Origin of the sequence: Allobosea sp. (assembly GCF_017308075.1) — a bacterium.
GTDB lineage: Bacteria > Pseudomonadota > Alphaproteobacteria > Rhizobiales > Beijerinckiaceae > Allobosea.
Genome location: NZ_JAFKFX010000039.1, coordinates 46,200 through 62,625, shown reverse-complemented (window position 1 = coordinate 62,625; position 16,426 = coordinate 46,200). Strand labels below are relative to the sequence as shown.

The window sequence follows — 16,426 nt, the reverse complement described above, 5'->3', positions numbered from 1 at the left end:
GGGCCAAACCCGCAATTCGCCAAGAGGGCTCACGCGGACATATCATGAGCGACACGCAGGATCGCATGCCGGCGGCGGCGGCTTCGGCCGAGGTGTCGCAGATCAAGCAGAGAGCGGCGGCGCTCTCGGTGGCCGCCAGCCTCCTGCTGACGCTGGCGAAGTTCGCGGCGGCGCTGGTCTCCGGCTCGCTCGCCCTGCTGACCGACGCGCTGCAGGGGCTGATCGATATCGGCTCGACCCTGTTCACCTGGTTCGCGGTGCGCGCTGCCGACAAGCCGGCCGACGACAAGCATCATTACGGGCACGGCAAGGTCGAGGCGCTGGCGGCGCTGCTCGAAACCGCGATCCTGTTCGGCCTCTCGGGCGCGATCCTGTGGGAGGCGATCAACCGTCTGCGGGCGGGCACCGAGCCGCCTGTCGAGGTGACCGCGCTCGTCGTCGGCGTGCTCCTGTTCTCACTGATGGTCGACGCGACGCGCTGGCGGGCCCTGACCACCGTGGCGCGAGACACCCGCAGCGAGGCGCTCGCCGCCGAGGCGACGCATTTCGCCACCGATTTCGTCGGCACCGCGTTGGTGCTCGCCGGCCTCGTCCTGTCGCGGATGGGCGTGCCCATGGCCGACAGCGCGACGGCGCTCGGACTCGCGGTCTACATGATCCTGACCGCCTATCGGCTCGGCCGGCGCACCATCGATACGCTGATCGACGCCGCCCCGAAAGGGGTTTCGGAGCGGCTGAGGCAGGCAGCGGCCGAAGTGCCCGGCGTCGTCGGCATCGAATGGCTGAAGCTGCGCCCCGCCGGCGGCCAGGTGCAGGGCGAGATCGGCATCCTGGTCTCGCGCACCCTGCCGCTCGACCGCGTCACGGCGATCAAGACGGAGCTGCTCGCAGCCCTGGCCGCGGCAGAGCCCGGCGCCGAAATCACCGTCACCGCCAATCCCGTCCAGGTCGATGACGAGACCGCCCTCGAACGCGTCCTGCTGATTGCGCTCAAGATGAAGGTGCCGGTGCACCATGTCAGCGTCCACTCGATCGGCGAACGCCTCTCGGTCTCGCTCGACATGGAGGTCGACGCCGGCCTGCCGCTGTCCGAGGCGCACGACATCGCGACCCGTCTTGAAAGCGCGATCCGGGCGGAATTCGGCGGCGAAACCGAGGTCGAGACCCATATCGAGCCGATGGAGACCAGCCAGCCGAGCGGCCACAACGCCGCCTGGGAAACGGTCGAGGCGATCGGCAAGGCGATCGCCCAGGAGGCGGCGCGCGCCGCCGAGGCCGGAGGGCCGATCCGCGACATCCATTCGGTGCGCGTGCGCGAAACCCGCAACGGCCTCGTCGTCAACTATCACTGCCGGGCCGAGGGCGCACTCGATGTCGCCGCCGTGCACAATGCCGTCGATGCGATCGAGCGGGCGGTCCGGCAGGCGCGACCCGATGTCTGCCGACTGGTCAGCCATGCCGAGCCGGTCGCCAGCGCGCAACGCCATTAGCTTGGTCACGGGCCGGTTTTCGGATCGCCCGCCCAGCCTGTAAGACAAGCAACCAGCCTTACCAATGATCGGACGAGCCATGCGCGCCGAAGATGCCCCGATGATCCGCCTCGAGGACTACCGCCCTTCCGACTGGCTGATCGACACCGTCGACCTCGACATCCTCCTCGATGCGAACCGCACGCGGGTGCGCTCCCTGCTGAAGCTCCGGCCGAACCCGCAGGGCCGCCAGGGCGCGCCGCTGGTGCTCGACGGCGACGAGCTCGCGCTCGGCTCGATCGCGCTCGACGATGTGCCGCTCGCCCCCACTCTCTATACGGCGACGCCGCAGTCTCTGACGCTGCCCTCCCCGCCCGATCGGGCCTTCTCGCTGCGGATCGAGACGGAGCTGAACCCGGCCGCCAACACCAAGCTGATGGGCCTCTACCGCTCAAGCGGCGTCTATTGCACGCAATGCGAGGCCGACGGCTTCCGGCGCATCACCTATTTCCTCGACCGACCGGACGTGATGAGCGTCTACACGGTCAGGCTGGAGGCGGTGAAGGCCGAGGCGCCGGTTCTGCTGGCGAACGGCAACCTCGTCGCCTCCGGGGAGCTCCCCGGCGGCGAGCGCCATTTCGCCGTCTGGCATGACCCACACCCCAAGCCGGCCTATCTCTTCGCCATCGTCGGCGGCCGGCTCGACCATATCCGCCAGCCCTATGTCACCGCCGAGGGCCGCAAGGTCGAGCTCGCGGTCTATGTCGAGCCGGGCAAGGCCGGGCGCGCCGGCTGGGCGCTCGACTCGCTGGTGCGCTGCATGCGCTGGGACGAGCGCGTCTTCGGCCGCAACTACGATCTCGACGTGTTCAACGTCGTCGCCGTGTCGGACTTCAACATGGGCGCGATGGAGAACAAGGGCCTCAACATCTTCAACGACAAATATGTCCTGGCCGATCCCCTGACGGCGAGCGACGGCGACTACATCTCGATCGAGGCGATCATCGCCCATGAGTATTTCCATAACTGGACCGGAAACCGCATCACCTGCCGCGACTGGTTCCAGCTCTGCCTGAAGGAGGGTCTCACGGTCTTCCGCGACCAGGAATTCTCCTCCGACGAGCGCTCGCGCCCGGTGAAGCGCATCTCCGATGTCCGCACGCTGCGCTCGACCCAGTTCTCCGAGGATGCCGGCCCGCTCGCCCATCCGGTCAGGCCGCGCGCCTACAAGGAGATCAACAACTTCTACACGCCGACGGTCTATGAGAAGGGCGCGGAAGTCATCCGCATGCTCAAGGTTCTGACCGGCGACGACGCCTTCGCGCGTGGCATGGACCTCTATTTCGAGCGTTGCGACGGCACAGCCGCGACGATCGAGGAGTTCCTCGACTGCTTCATCGAGACCTCCGGCCAGGATCTCACGCATTTCGCCAGATGGTACGAGCAGGCGGGCACGCCGACAGTCGTCGCCTCCGGCCATTATGATGCGGCAGCAGGCAGCTACACGCTCGAACTCGCGCAATCGACACCGCCGACGCCGGGGCAGGAAGAAAAGGCGCCCGTCGTGATCCCGGTGGCGCTCGGCCTCGTCGGGAAAACCGGCGACCTGCCGCTCAACAGTATCTCCCCGGCACTGAAGGCGGGCGGGGTCGTCGTGCTCGACCAGCCCTCGCTCAACCTGACCTTCACCGGCCTTTCCGAGGCCCCAACCCCATCGCTGCTGCGCGGCTTCTCGGCCCCGGTGCGGCTCGAGCTCGATCTCGGCGATGCCGAACTGCTGCGCCTGTTCACCGCCGACAGCGATTCCTTCAACCGCTGGCAGGCCTTCCAGACCGTGGCGACCCGGGCATTGGTGCGCGCGGGCAAGAGCGGCAATCTCTCCGAGCTCGCCGAAAAGGCCCGCGAACTCGCGGCCGCCCTGGCAGATTTCCTCGCCGGCCCGGCCATGGCCGACCCAGCCTTCGCCGCGCAGGTCCTGCGCCTGCCGAGCGCTGCCGACATCGCCCGCGAGATCGGCAAGGATGTCGACCCCGATGCCGTGTTCGCGGCCCATCGCGCCTTGTCCCGGGCGATCGGAGCAGCTCTGGCGGAGCCGCTCTCCGCATTGCAGGCGCAGCTGCGCCAGCACGGCCCCTATTCGCCGGCAGCCGGCCCCGCCGGCCAAAGGGCGCTGCGCAACGAAGCGCTCGGCCTGCTCGCCCTCGCCCTGCCGGTCGAAGCCAGCGCCCTGGCACAAGCCCGGTACGCCGAGGCGGACAACCTCACCGACCGGCTCGCGGCGCTGGCCGCCATGACGCTGATCCCCGGCGAGGCGCGCGAGGCTCTGATCGGCCGCTTCGCCGAGCTTTATGCCGACGAACCCCTCGTCCTCGACAAATGGCTGATGGCGCAGGCGCTGATCCCGGAAGCCGGCACGCTCGACCGCGTCAAGGCATTGATGGCGAGCCCGGCCTTCTCGCTCGGCAACCCCAATCGCGTGCGGGCGCTGATCGGCGGCTTCTCCGCCAATCTGACGCAGTTCAACCGCGCCGACGGCGCCGGCTACGGCTTCATCGCCGGCATCGTCACCGAGCTCGACCGCGCCAATCCCCAGGTTGCATCGCGTCTGCTCGGCGCGTTCAAGACCTGGCGCATGCTCGAACCGGGCCGGCGGGACCTGGCCAGGAGCGCGCTGCGCATGGTCGCGGCGACGCCGGGGCTGTCACGCGACGTTTCCGATATCGCGGCCCGCTCGCTGGCCTGACGTTACGGCAAAAGCGGCGCTCCGGCGCCGCCAGTCGAAATGGTTAACGCTTCATTACGCGCACAGGATTCATCGACAATTTTAAGCAACCATAGCGCGTAAAGTGCGTGTATCACTCAACTCAAAGCTAGACAAAAGACCGCCCGCGGATTCAACTGAAACTGATTCGGGGATGCGGCACGTCTCCCGATCTTACTGACGGTACATCTTCCGAAGGGGGACGGGCATGGCGCGTGCAAACGCGGCTTGCGCAAACGTGCGCGCTGGCTCAATTCTGGGGGTCGCAAGATCCCTGACGCACCCGCTCTACCAGCGCTTTGAAAAGCTGGAACCTACCTTCCGCAAGGTAATACCGGCTCTGGTCGCCTGTTTTGTCGTGATCATGGCGCTCGGCGCCTATGTCCAGACCAGCGCGCTGCGAGACGACACTCTCGCCGATACAGAAACGGATCTGGATATTCTCGCCACCTTGCTGGCTCGCGAGCTCGATCTTGCCTCCCGCGACGAGAAAAATCTGCGCACCATCCTCGCCGGCCTGAGCACCAGGCACATCGCCGGTCGTGGCCGCATCGTGCATGTCAGCGACGTGTCCGGCCGGGTGATCGCCAGCGAACCGATGCTGGGCAGCGGCAGCCGCAGCCTCGTCGAGCTGCTCGGTCCGGCCCAGGCCCTGACGGTGTTCGCCGAGCGCGCCGGGGTGATGAGGATCATGCTGCCGGGCGGCCTCGAGACGCTGGCGACCGTGCGCAACCTCGCCGCGCCCTTCGGCCAGGTTGCCGTGCTCCAGCCGGTCAAGGGAGCGCTGTCGCTCTGGGAGGAGCGGAGCCGCTCGATCCTCGTGCTGTTCGTCTCGGCCGCGATCGTGCTCGCCGGCATCACCCTCGCCTTCATCCTGCAGTCGAAGCGCGCCCGCGCCGCCGACGACGATTGCGACTGCGTGCGCGAGCGCATCGACACTGCCCTCAGCCGCGGCCATTGCGGCCTCTGGGACTGGGACCTGGCGAAGGGCCGGATCTACTGGTCGGATTCCATGTACGCCATGCTCGGCTACGACCGCATGGGCGAGTTCATGTCCTTCGGCGAAGTGAACGCCTTCATCCACCCCGACGATGCCGATCTCTATGCGCTCGCCGACGCGATCAGCCGCGATGAGGCGACCCATCTCGACCAGGAGTTCCGCGTCCGCGACGCCAGCGGTCAATGGATCTGGCTGAAGGCCCGCGCCGAGCTGGTGATCGACCGCCGCACTGGCGCCCGCCATCTCGTCGGCATCGTCGTCGACATCTCCGAACAGCACCGCATGGCCGCCCGCACCGCGACCGCCGATGCGCGCCTGCGCGACGCCGTCGAGGCAATCTCGGAAGCCTTCGTGCTCTGGGACGCCGACCGCAAGCTCGTGCTCTGCAACGCCAAATACCAGCAGCTCCACCAGCTCCCGGCGGAACTGATGCGCGCCGGCACCAGCTACGAGGCGATCATGGGCTGCAGCGCCCAACCCAGCGTCGACCGCGAGCCGGTCCGCAGCTCGCGCGCCGAACCCGGCAGCCATTCCTACGAAGCCAAGCTCTCGGACGGGCGCTGGCTCCAGATCAACGGCCGCCGCACCAAGGATGGCGGCTCGGTCTCGGTCGGCACCGACATCACCACGTTGAAGCAGCAGGAAGAGCGCCTGACCCGCTCCGAGCACCAGCTTCTGACCTCGGTGACCGACCTCAAGGCCTCGCGCCAGAAGCTCGAGGCCCAGGCCCAGCAGCTCGCGGAGCTCGCCGAGCTCTATCTCGAACAGAAGGCCTCGGCGGAGAGCGCCAACCGGGCCAAGTCAGAATTCCTCGCCAATATGAGCCATGAGCTGCGCACGCCGCTCAACGCCATCATCGGCTTCTCCGAGATCATGGAGGCGCGGCTGTTCGGCGATCTCGGCTCGGAGCGCTATGAGGAGTATGTCCGCGACATCCGCTCCAGCGGTGGCTATCTGCTCGCCGTGATCAACGACATTCTCAACATGGCCAAGATCGAGGCCGGCAAGGTCACGCTGGAAAAGACCGAGGTCGCGCTCGATCCGGTCATCGCCGAGGCGGCACGGACACACCAGGAAGCAATCGCCGGCAAGCAGCTTTCCTTCTCCTGCGAGGTGCCCGGCGATCTGCGCCTCGAGGCGGATTCGCATGCCCTGTTCCAGATTCTCTCCAACCTGCTCGACAACGCCGTGAAGTTCACGCCGGAAGGCGGCACGATCGCGGTCCGCGTGCGGCCGGCGCCGGGCGCCCTCAACATCTATGTCGAGGATTCCGGCATCGGCATCCCGCCTGAGAAGATCGGCCGGATCGGCCGCCCCTTCGAGCAGGTCGAGGGCGAGCTGGCGCGCAGCTACAAGGGCTCGGGGCTGGGACTGGCGATCGCCCGCTCGCTGGCAGAGCTGCATGGCGGCGGCCTGCGCATCCGTTCGGTGATGGGCTCGGGCACCATTGTCATGGTGCACCTGCCTTTGAAGCACGAAATCAGCCCGAGCTTCGATCTCGTCGCCGCCTGATCGCGGCCTGCCGCCGGCGGCCTTGGCCTTCAGCCCTTCGCCGCGGCCAGGATCTGGCGAAACAGCGCCCGGACCCGCCCGCGCGTCTCGTCGAGTTCGGCCTTCAGCACCTTGGCGTCCGGCAGGCCAACGGCCGTCGCGATCCGGCGCAGCACCCGTTCCGGCACCGCCTTGGGGTCGAAGCGCTCCTCGACCGTGAAGCGCTGCCAGAGCTGGACGTCGCCGAGCAACCGCGCCGCTTCGGCGAGACGCAGCGCATCCTCCTCCGTGATCAGGCCGGTGCCGCGCGCCGCCTGGAACACCCCCGCCGTGGTCCGGGCCAGCAGTTCCGGGTGATCATGGGCATGGGCGAGGACGAGGAACTGGGCGAGGAAGTCGAGATCGGTCAGGCCACCGGCGGCGAGCTTGAGGTCCCAGGGATCGGCCTCGCCCTTCTCCTTCGCGATCAAAGCGCGCATCTCGGCGACCGCTGCAGCGACCTTGGCTGGATCGCGCCGACGCCGCAGAATATCGCGGATGGCGGCTTCGGCGCGCTGGCCCAGCGCCGGATCGCCCGCCACGATGCGGGCGCGGGTCAGCGCCATTTCCTCCCAGATCTCGGCCTCGCCCTGATGATAGGCGATGAAACCCTCGAACTGCGTCGCCGCCGGGCTCTTGTTGCCGGAGGGACGCAGACGCAGATCGACCTGATAGAGCGTGCCCCGCCGCGTCGGCACCGTCAGGGCCGCGACCAGGCGCTGGCTGAAGCGCACATGCCAGGTGACCGGATCGAGCGGGCGCGCACCGGCGCTCGGCTCGGCATGCTCGGGCCGGTCGTAGAGCAGCATCAGGTCGAGGTCGGAGGACGGGGTCAGCTCCCCGGCTCCGAGCCGGCCGAGCCCGACCACGACAGCCTCGGCGTCGGGGATGGCACCATGCTCGGCGACGAAGGCGGTGCGGGTATCCTCGAATGCCGTCCGCAGGCAGGCCTCGGCGACCGCCGCATAGCCATCGCTGGCCTGCTCGGCGGTGATCACCCCCGACAGCAGGCGGGCGCCGACCAGGAAATTCTCCTGGCGCGCCGCATCGCGCATCCGGTCGAGCCCGTCCTCGACGCTCTCGGGCGTGCCGACGACCGCCCGGACGCGTCTTGCCACCGCCTCGCCGCCCTGGCCGGGCGTGCCAAAGGCGGGATCGATCACGGCGTCGAGCACATGCGGGTAGAGCGCCGCGACCTTGGCAAGGCGCGGCGCACTGCCGAGGATCTCGGCGAAGATGCCGAGCAAAGCCTCGCGGGAGCGCAGCAGGGTCAGAAGCTCGACCGCCGCCGGCATGCGCACGAAGGCGTTGTCGAGATGGGCGAGCGCGCCATCGGGATCGGTGGTGCGCCCGAGCGCGACCAGCAGGGCCGGCGTCAGCTCGGTCAGGACCTCGCGGGCGCGGGCGCTGGTCACGGCCGGCCGGCGGCCGAAATGCCAGCCGCGCACCGTCTCAGCCGCCACCGAGGGCTGGCGGAAACCGAGCTTGCGCAGCGTTTCGAGCGTCTCCGGATCGTCCTCGGTGCCGGTGAAGGAGAGCGCCCCGGCATCGCTGGCGAGACTCGGCGCATCCTCGAAGAGCAGTGCGTAATGGCTCTCGACCCGCCTGGCATGCGCGGTCAGCGCCTTGTCGAAGGCAAGGGTAGAGGGATAGCCGCAGAAGCGGGCGAAGGCTTCCAGGTCCTTGGCCTCGGCCGGCAGGGTCTGAGTCTGCTCGTCATGGCGCATCTGCAGGCGATGCTCGATGGTGCGCAGGAAGCGATAGGATTCGGTAAGCTCATCGCGGGCCTGCGGGTTGATCCAGCCCTCATTGGTCAGCTCGCCCAGCATGTCGACGGTCCGCGGCCCGCGCAGCGCCGGCCTGCGGCCGCCGAAAACGAGCTGCTGGGTCTGGACGAAGAACTCGATCTCGCGGATGCCGCCACGGCCGAGCTTGACGTTGTGGCCGGGCAGGCTGAGCGTCTCGAAGCCCTTCACCGACTGGATCTGCCGCTTCATCGCATGGATGTCGGCGATGGCGGCGAAGTCGAAATATTTGCGCCAGATGAAGGGGGCGAGATCGGCGATGAAGCGGCGGCCGAGTTCGAGGTCGCCGGCGACCGGGCGGGCCTTGATCATCGCCGCGCGTTCCCAGTTCTGGCCGACCGTCTCGTAATAGGAATAGGCCGTCGGCAGGGCGACCGCGACATGGGTCGAGCCGGGGTCGGGCCGCAGCCGCAGATCGACGCGGAAGACATAGCCGTCCGGCGTGCGCTCCTGGATGATGCGGGCGATCTGCTGGGTGAGCTTGACGAAGAAGCTCGAGGGCTCGGCGACACCGGCCGCCTCGGCGACCTCCGGATCGAAGAAGACGACGATATCGATATCGGAAGAGTAGTTCAGCTCGCCGGCGCCATGCTTGCCGAGCGCGAGCACGACGAGGCCCGAGCCGGCGCCGGGATCGCCTGCATCCGGCAGCGTGATCCGGCTGAGATCGGCTGCCTGGCGCAGCGCATGCTCGGTCGCGAGCCTAACCGCCATGTCGGCCGTCGCGCTCAGAGCCTGCGTCACCTCCTCGACCGTCCAGGCGCCGCCGATATCGGCAAGCGCGACGAGCAGCGCCATCGCCTGCCGGAAACGGCGCAGCTCGCGCATCAGATCGGCGGTGGCCGTCTCGGGACCGGAAGCCTCCGCGATCCCACGCAGCAGCCCGTCGCGACGCTCGGCCGGGTCGGCGGTCAGGGATGCGAGCAGCCCGGCGGGGTCGCGCCGCATGATCTGGGTGAGGAAGGGCGAATGGGCGAGGATGCCGGCAACGAGATCCTGCGCGGCCGGATACCCGGAAAAATGCGCGGCGAGCGCCGCCCCCGTCTCCGCATCATGAAGCCGCTCAAGCAACTCACGCGCGACCAGCGGCTCGGCCCTCGTCCTTGCCGGCAGGACCGGCGCCGCCTTCAAGCGCTCGCATAGCGGCTCGCCCATGAGGCCCTCTCCCCGGCAACGGCCCGATTCAGGCCGACTGGAACCCTGCCGGCTTTGGCGGGGAAGTCGAGCCCGCAGGCTCTTCCACGGCCGGACTTTCCACAGCGGGCGGCGCCAGCGGCAGGGACATCTCGACACGCAGCCCGGGCGCGTTGTCCGCGAGTTGCACCGCACCGCCATGCAGGCGCGCCACCGCGGAAGCCAGCGCCAGGCCGAGGCCGAAGCCCGGCTTGCTGCGGCTCTTGTCGAGCCGGACGAAACGCTCGAGCACCCGGGCTCGGTCGGCTTCGGGAATGCCCGCGCCGTGATCGGCGACGCCGAGCTCGACCATATCGCCGACGCGCCTTGCCGTGACCTCGACCGTCGCCGGCGCCTCCCCCTCCGGCTTGCCGTATTTCAGGGCGTTGTCGATGAGGTTGGCCAGCGCCTGGCCGATCAGCTCGCGATTGCCGGTCAGCGAAAGCCCGGGCTCGACTTTGACCGAGAGCGAGAGCCCTGCCTCCTCGGCCAGCGGCTCGTAGAGCTCGCCGAGCCCATCGACGATCTCGGCGAGGTCGAGCGGGGCCATGCTGTCGCTGATTTGCCTGGTCTCGAGGCGAGCGATCATCAGGAGGGCGTTGAAGACGCGAATCAGCCCGTCGGCCTCGTCGATCGCTCCGTCCAATGCGGCGCGCAGCTGCTCCGGCGTCTCTGCGGTGCGCAGTGCCTCCTCGGCGCGGTTGCGCAGGCGCGTCAGCGGCGTCTTGAGGTCATGGGCGATATTGTCGGAGACCTGCTGCATGCCGCTCATCAGCTCGCCGATGCGGTCGAGCATTGCGTTGAGATTGAGGGCGAGACGGTCGAGTTCGTCACCGGTGCCGGAGACGGCGAGCCGGCCCTTGAGGTCGCCGGCCATGATCGAGCGGGCGCTGTCGGTCATGCCGTCGATGCGCTTGAGCACGCGCCGCGCCACGAACCAGCCGCCGAAGCAGCCGAGCACCACGACGAGCACGAGCGACCAGGCGGCGGCGCGCTTGATGATGACGCGCAGCCGCTCGCGCTCCTCGACATCGCGGCCGACGAGCAGCCGGAAACCGGCCGGCAGCATGAAGACGCGGACGATGGCGTGGTTGACCTGGTCGAGCGCCTCCGACGAGCGCGCATACTGGATTTCCTTTTCACCCGGTCGGTCGAGCGTGCCGGGCTGGAGCGCCTCGATGTTCCCCGCGACACGCTCGCCCGTCGGCGTGACGACGAGATAGAGCGAGGCGCCCGGACCGCGCGAGCGCCGTTCGATGACCTGGACCAGGCGCCGGATGCCGCCAAGGCGCTGCTGCTCGGCCAGGCCCTGGATCTCCGCATCGATGGTCGAGCGGATCTGGTCGTCGAGCAGGCTCTTGGCGTTCCAGGCGACATAGCCGAGCACGAAGGCGGCGAAGAGCGCGAAGACGACGAGATACACCGCCGTCAGCTTGAAGGCGGTGGTGCGGAAGAGGTTCGGCAGGAGGCGCTGGCCGCCGGCCGGCGCCGGATCAGCGAGCTGTATCACGGACCATGTATCCCGCGCCGCGGATGGTGTGGATCATCGCATGCTCGAAGCCCTTGTCGATCTTGGCGCGCAGCCGCGAGACATGGACGTCGATGACATTGGTCTGGGGGTCGAAATGATAGTCCCAGACGTTCTCCAGCAGCATGGTGCGGGTCACGACCTGCCCGGCATGCTTCATCAGATATTCGAGCAGGCGGAACTCGCGCGGCTGCAGCACGATCTCCTCGCCGGCGCGGGTGACGCGATGGGCGAGCCGATCGAGCACGAGATCGCCGACCCGGTAGGTGGTCGGCTCGGAGGCCGGCGCGCCGCGCCGGCGGGCCAGAACCTCGACGCGGGCGAGCAGCTCGGAGAAGGCGTAGGGCTTGGGCAGGTAGTCGTCGCCGCCGGCCCGCAGGCCCTTGACCCGGTCGTCGACCTGGGCGAGCGCCGAAAGGATCAGGGCCGGCGTCGCGTCGTCCTGCTCGCGCAGCGAGCGGATCAGCGAGAGCCCGTCCATGCGCGGCAACATGCGGTCGACGACCAGCACGTCGTAGCCGCCGCCCTGGGCGAGCGCATAGCCCTCCAGCCCATCGGCTGCATGGTCGGGAACATGCCCGGCTTCACGGAAAGCCTTGACCAGATAGGCCGCCGCTTCGGCGTCGTCTTCGACGATCAGGAGTCGCATGGCGGCAAGTTACCTCAGCAAAAGGAAAAGCGGCAGGCCGGATGTGACGATCCGACCTGCCGCGGAAGCGGTGGGGTTCCCCGGCATGGGGGCGACGTGACAGCCGGGGAAATCCATCCGCCCGGAGCGTGTTCCAGCTATAAGTTACACTGACGCGCTGGAACACGCCCGACTTGGACTAGCCCGGGTCAGGCCGCCGGCTGGCGACCGACCTCGAAGGAGAACTCGCGCTCCTTCCCGTCGCGCCAGACGGTCAGCTTGGTCTTGCTGCCCGGCGCGAAGGTAGCGATCTTGCGGGAGAGATCGCGGGCGTCGGCGATCTTCTCGCCATTGACGGCCAGGATCGTGTCGCCGCGCTTCAGGCCGGCCTTGGCGGCCGGACCGTCGACCTGCGCCGAGGCGATCAGGGCGCCCTTGGCGTCCTTCAGGCCGATCGCATCGGCGACCTCGGCCGTGACCGGCTGGATCTGCACGCCGATGAAGCCGCGCGCCACCGTGCCGTCCTTCTTCAGCGACTCGACGACGCTGTTGACGGTCGCCGCCGGAATGGCGAAGGCGATGCCGACATTGCCGCCGGATGGCGAGAAGATCGCGGTGTTGACGCCGACGACCTCGCCCTTGAGGTTGAAGGTCGGGCCGCCGGAATTGCCACGGTTCACCGCCGCGTCAATCTGCAGGAAGTCGTCATAGGGACCCGAGCCGATGTCGCGGCCCTGGGCCGAGACGATACCGGCCGTGACCGTGCCGCCGAGACCGAACGGGTTGCCGACCGCCATCACCCACTCGCCGATGCGCGGCTTGGCGCCGGCCAGCTGGACGAAGGGATAGTTGCCGGACTCGTTGACCTTGAGCAGAGCGAGATCGGTGCGCGGATCGGTGCCGACGACCTTGGCGGTCAGGGTCTTGCCATCATCAGTGACGAGCTCGACCTGGGACGCCTTCTCGACGACGTGGTTGTTGGTGACGACATAGCCGTCCTGGCTGACGAAGAAGCCCGAACCCTGCGACATCGCACGACGCTCCGGCGCCGGCCGGCCGAGGCGCGGGCTCTGCTGCTCGTCGAACTGGCGGAAGAAGCGCTCCAGCGGGTGGCCGGGCGGCAGGACGTTCGGGCCGCCCTCGCCTTCCTCACCGGTGGCGGCGAGGCGCGAGTTGACGCGGACCGAGACGACGGCCGGCTTCACCTTCTCGGCGACGTCGGCGAAGGAGGGCAGCTGCATCTGCACGCCCGAAAGCTGGATCGGCTGGGCGTTGGCGCCGCCATGGCTGGTCAGCAGGTTGTCGGCAAGACCGGCCATCAGGCCGATGCTCAGGGTCGCAGCGCCGGCGATCAGCGCGCCGCGCTTCAGGATCGAGCGGGCCGGAGCCGGCTGACGGAAGGTGTTCTCGGTCTTGTTCTCGTTGGTATTCATGATGCAAACCTCGCGGCGGATCGCAGGGTCTTTCCTGCTTCGTCCCCTGCACCATGAGGCTTGGCGCCTTACCCGGATTTCGCCCGAGCATGACGATTTCGTAAGGTTCGCTGTGAGGCTTCGACGGGGCTCAATCGGTCTCGGCGCGCGTCAGTTCGTCAAGGCGGCGCTGCTCGTCGGCGGTCAGCGCCGGGGTCGCCGCGGCAGGCGCGTCGTTCATCCGCCGGCGCCGCCAGAGGAAGAGCAGGCCGGCGGCCAGGATCGTGAAAGGCGCCATCCAGAGCGCGAGCGTGCGGGCATTGACCGGCGGCCGCAGCAGCACGAAGTCGCCATAGCGGGCCACGACGAAATCGGTAACGGCACGATCGCTGTCGCCGGCGACCAGCCGCTCGCGCACGAGGATGCGCAGATCCTTGGCCAGCGGCGCATCGGAATCGTCGATCGACTGGTTCTGGCAGACCAGGCAACGCAGCCCCGAGGAGATCTCGCGCGCTCGCTGCTCGAGCGCAGCGTCGGGCAGAATCTCGTCGGGCTGAACGGCCATGGCCGGCCCGACGAAGGCGAGCCCGAGGCAGATCAGCAGAGAGGCGACGCGCATCGACCTCACTCCGCCGGCTGCGGCATGGTAGCGGCAGACGCGGCGCGCCGCGGCGCAGCCACCCGGAAGCGCCGGTCGGTCAGCGAGAGCGCGCCACCGAAGGCCATGATCAGCGAGCCGATCCAGATCAGCAGGACCAGCGGCTTGTCATAGGCCCTGACGGCGATGCTGCCATCGGCCTCGCGCTCGCCGAGGCTGACATAGGCCTGGCTGAATCCGTCGCTGCGGATACCAGCCTCGGTCGTCGGCATGGCGCGTGCCGTATACATCCGCTTCATCGATTCGACCGGCTTCATCTCGCGCTCGCCGGACCGGATCTTGAAGCGCGCGACCTCCTCGGTGAAGTTCGGCCCGCTGCGCGGCGCGAGCGATTCCAGCGTGAAAGTGTAGCGGCCGCTGGTCAGGCTCTGGCCGGGCTTCAGGAAGCCGATCCCCTCGGTGCTCCAGGCGGTCGCGGCGATGCCGATCACGGTGACGCCGACGCCGGCATGGGCGAAGGCCGTGCCCCAGATCGAGCGCGGCAGGCCCCGTGCCCGCGACCAGATCGCGGCGGCGCCGCTGGCGCGGGCGACGACGCGCTCGCCGAGATCCCAGAACGCGCTTACGACCAGGAAGACGCCGAGCCCGACGCCGAGCGGGGCGAGCACGGGGCCGCCGCGCGTCAGGGCGAGCAGCGCGATCGTCACCAGCACGGCGAAGCCGAAAGCGAACTGGGCGCGCTGGGCCGCACCGAGCAAATCGCCGCGCTTCCAGGCGAGCGACTGGCCGATCGGAAGCAGCAGCAGCAGGGGCACGATCACCGGCACGAAGGTCGCGTTGAAGAAGGGCGGACCGACCGAGATCTTGTCGCCGGTCAGCATCTCCAGCACCAGCGGATAGAGCGTTCCGACGAAGACGGTGGCGCAGGCGGTGGCGAGGAAGAGATTGTTGACGACGAGCGCGCTCTCACGCGAGATCGGCGCAAACAGCCCCCCCTGCCGCAGGAGCGGCGCCCGCCAGGCGAACAGCGCCAGCGAGCCGCCGACGAAGAAAACCAGAATGGCCAGGATGAACAGGCCGCGCTGCGGGTCGGTGGCGAAGGAATGCACCGAGGTCAGAACGCCCGAACGGACGATGAAGGCGCCGAGCAGCGAGAGCGAGAAGGTCAGGATCGCAAGCAGGATCGTCCAGACCTTGAGCGCGTCGCGCTTCTCCATCACCACGGTCGAATGGATCAGCGCCGTACCGGCGATCCAGGGCATCAGCGAGGCGTTCTCGACCGGATCCCAGAACCACCAGCCGCCCCAGCCGAGCTCGTAATAGGCCCAGTAGGAGCCCATGGAGATGCCGAGCGTCAGGAAGGTCCAGGCCAGCAGCGTCCAGGGCCGGACCGCGCGCGCCCAGACGGCATCGATGCGCCCGTCGATCAGCGCCGCCACGGCGAAGGCATAGGAGATCGAAAAGCCGACATAGCCGACATAGAGCAGCGGCGGATGGATCGCGAGACCGAGATCCTGGAGCAACGGGTTGAGGTCCTGCCCCTCGGCCGGCGCCGGGACGAGTCGGCGGAACGGGTTGGAGGTCAGCAGCGTGAAGGCAAGGAAGGCGACCGTGATGGAGCCCTGGGCGGCCAACGCGCCGGCCCGCAGCCGCGCCGGAAGCGAGCGCCGGGACAGCGCGACCAACGCGCCGAAAAGGACGAGGATGAGGACCCAGAGCAGCATCGAGCCCTCATGGTTCCCCCAGACCGACGTCAGCTTGAAGATAAGGGGCTGCGCCGAATGCGAATTCGAAGCGACGTTCTCGACCGAGAAATCCGAGGCGACATAGGAGAACATCAGGCTGCCGAAGGCGAGCGCGACGAGCAGGAAACAGGCGATCGCGGCGGCCGGGCCGACCGAAGCCAGCACGGGATCCTGACGGGCGACGCCCCAGAGCGGCACCACCGTCTGGATAACGGCGACGCCCAGCGCCAGCGCCAAGGCGAAGTGACCAATTTCGACGATCATCGCTTTAGCCCTATTTCGCCGGCGCCGGCGTGGTGGCGGCGTCCGCCCCCGCCTTGGCGTCACCCGGCTGCCAATGTCCCTGCTTCTTCAAAGCGTCCGCGACTTCGCGAGGCATGTAGTTCTCGTCATGCTTGGCGAGCACCGAGTCGGCGCGGAAGCGGCCTGGCGCTTCGAGCACGCCCTCGGTGACGACGCCCTGGCCCTCGCGGAAGAGATCGGGCAGGAGGCCGGTATAGTTGACGGTGATCGTTGTCTTGGCATCGGTCACCGTGAAGCTGACCTTCTGGCCGGGCGTGCGCACGACCGACCCCTCGCCGACCAGACCGCCGAGTCGCAGGCGCGTGCCCGGCATGAGCCCCTTTTCGACCACCTCGGTCGGCCCGTAGAAGAAGACGATGCTGTCGCGCAGCGCATAGGCGACGAGCCCGGCCGAGATCGCGAGCACCGCTCCGGCCGAGGCGATCAGCACCATCCGGCGCTGCTTTCGCGTCATGCCCTTGCGCACCGGGCTGC

General features: G+C 68.4%; 10 protein-coding genes. 3 read left to right on the top strand and 7 right to left on the bottom strand.

Features of this window, described 5'->3' with window-relative positions; translation table 11 throughout:
• The first annotated feature begins 44 nt into the window (after positions 1-44).
• The 3 genes from J0J10_RS20340 to J0J10_RS20330 all read left to right on the top strand — a co-directional run bounded on the left by J0J10_RS20340 (position 45) and on the right by J0J10_RS20330 (position 6,742).
• A complete protein-coding gene (locus J0J10_RS20340; RefSeq protein ID WP_291648691.1) occupies positions 45-1,490 on the top strand; it encodes a cation diffusion facilitator family transporter in 1,446 nt (481 codons plus the stop codon).
• A gap of 79 nt (positions 1,491-1,569) precedes the next feature.
• Positions 1,570-4,212 carry an aminopeptidase N gene (pepN, locus tag J0J10_RS20335; protein WP_291648689.1) on the top strand — a complete coding sequence of 881 codons (2,643 nt, stop codon included), beginning with the start codon at positions 1,570-1,572 and terminating at the stop codon, positions 4,210-4,212.
• A gap of 256 nt (positions 4,213-4,468) precedes the next feature.
• Positions 4,469-6,742 carry a PAS domain-containing sensor histidine kinase gene (locus J0J10_RS20330; RefSeq protein WP_291648688.1) on the top strand — a complete coding sequence of 758 codons (2,274 nt, stop codon included), beginning with the start codon at positions 4,469-4,471 and terminating at the stop codon, positions 6,740-6,742.
• Between the two features lie 29 nt (positions 6,743-6,771).
• On the opposite strand, the gene J0J10_RS20325 is transcribed toward J0J10_RS20330, so the two are convergent.
• The 7 genes from J0J10_RS20325 to ccmE all read right to left on the bottom strand — a co-directional run bounded on the left by J0J10_RS20325 (position 6,772) and on the right by ccmE (position 16,406).
• Positions 6,772-9,720, bottom strand: coding sequence for a bifunctional [glutamine synthetase] adenylyltransferase/[glutamine synthetase]-adenylyl-L-tyrosine phosphorylase (locus tag J0J10_RS20325; protein ID WP_291648686.1), 2,949 nt, complete (start codon positions 9,718-9,720; stop codon positions 6,772-6,774).
• A 28-nt stretch (positions 9,721-9,748) separates the two neighbouring features.
• Positions 9,749-11,248 (bottom strand): HAMP domain-containing sensor histidine kinase, encoded by a 1,500-nt coding sequence (locus tag J0J10_RS20320; protein WP_291648684.1) that lies wholly within the window; start codon positions 11,246-11,248, stop codon positions 9,749-9,751.
• On the bottom strand, positions 11,232-11,915 hold the full coding sequence (locus J0J10_RS20315; RefSeq protein WP_066470705.1) for a response regulator transcription factor: 684 nt from the start codon (positions 11,913-11,915) through the stop codon (positions 11,232-11,234). Before J0J10_RS20315 ends, J0J10_RS20320 begins: the two co-directional genes overlap by 17 nt.
• A 188-nt stretch (positions 11,916-12,103) precedes the next feature.
• Entirely contained in the window at positions 12,104-13,327 is a 1,224-nt protein-coding gene (locus J0J10_RS20310; RefSeq protein ID WP_366825891.1) for a trypsin-like peptidase domain-containing protein, read from the bottom strand.
• Positions 13,328-13,457: 130 nt separating this feature from the next.
• Positions 13,458-13,925 carry a cytochrome c-type biogenesis protein gene (locus tag J0J10_RS20305; protein WP_291648682.1) on the bottom strand — a complete coding sequence of 156 codons (468 nt, stop codon included), beginning with the start codon at positions 13,923-13,925 and terminating at the stop codon, positions 13,458-13,460.
• 5 nt (positions 13,926-13,930) lie between these two features.
• Positions 13,931-15,913 carry a heme lyase CcmF/NrfE family subunit gene (locus J0J10_RS20300; protein ID WP_291648680.1) on the bottom strand — a complete coding sequence of 661 codons (1,983 nt, stop codon included), beginning with the start codon at positions 15,911-15,913 and terminating at the stop codon, positions 13,931-13,933.
• Positions 15,914-15,923: 10 nt separating this feature from the next.
• Positions 15,924-16,406: a cytochrome c maturation protein CcmE gene (ccmE, locus tag J0J10_RS20295; protein WP_291635036.1), complete on the bottom strand. Its 483-nt coding sequence runs from the start codon at positions 16,404-16,406 to the stop codon at positions 15,924-15,926.
• Positions 16,407-16,426: the final 20 nt, after the last annotated feature.

What these genes read in the sequence shown, in the direction of transcription:
- J0J10_RS20310 (WP_366825891.1), bottom strand. Translation starts at nt 13,327, where the DNA reads ATGAATACCAACGAGAACAAGACCGAGAACACCTTCCGTCAGCCGGCT.
- pepN (WP_291648689.1), top strand. Translation starts at nt 1,570, where the DNA reads ATGCGCGCCGAAGATGCCCCGATGATCCGCCTCGAGGACTACCGCCCT.
- ccmE (WP_291635036.1), bottom strand. Translation starts at nt 16,406, where the DNA reads ATGACGCGAAAGCAGCGCCGGATGGTGCTGATCGCCTCGGCCGGAGCG.
- J0J10_RS20305 (WP_291648682.1), bottom strand. Translation starts at nt 13,925, where the DNA reads ATGCGCGTCGCCTCTCTGCTGATCTGCCTCGGGCTCGCCTTCGTCGGG.
- J0J10_RS20325 (WP_291648686.1), bottom strand. Translation starts at nt 9,720, where the DNA reads ATGGGCGAGCCGCTATGCGAGCGCTTGAAGGCGGCGCCGGTCCTGCCG.
- J0J10_RS20315 (WP_066470705.1), bottom strand. Translation starts at nt 11,915, where the DNA reads ATGCGACTCCTGATCGTCGAAGACGACGCCGAAGCGGCGGCCTATCTG.
- J0J10_RS20340 (WP_291648691.1), top strand. Translation starts at nt 45, where the DNA reads ATGAGCGACACGCAGGATCGCATGCCGGCGGCGGCGGCTTCGGCCGAG.
- J0J10_RS20300 (WP_291648680.1), bottom strand. Translation starts at nt 15,913, where the DNA reads ATGATCGTCGAAATTGGTCACTTCGCCTTGGCGCTGGCGCTGGGCGTC.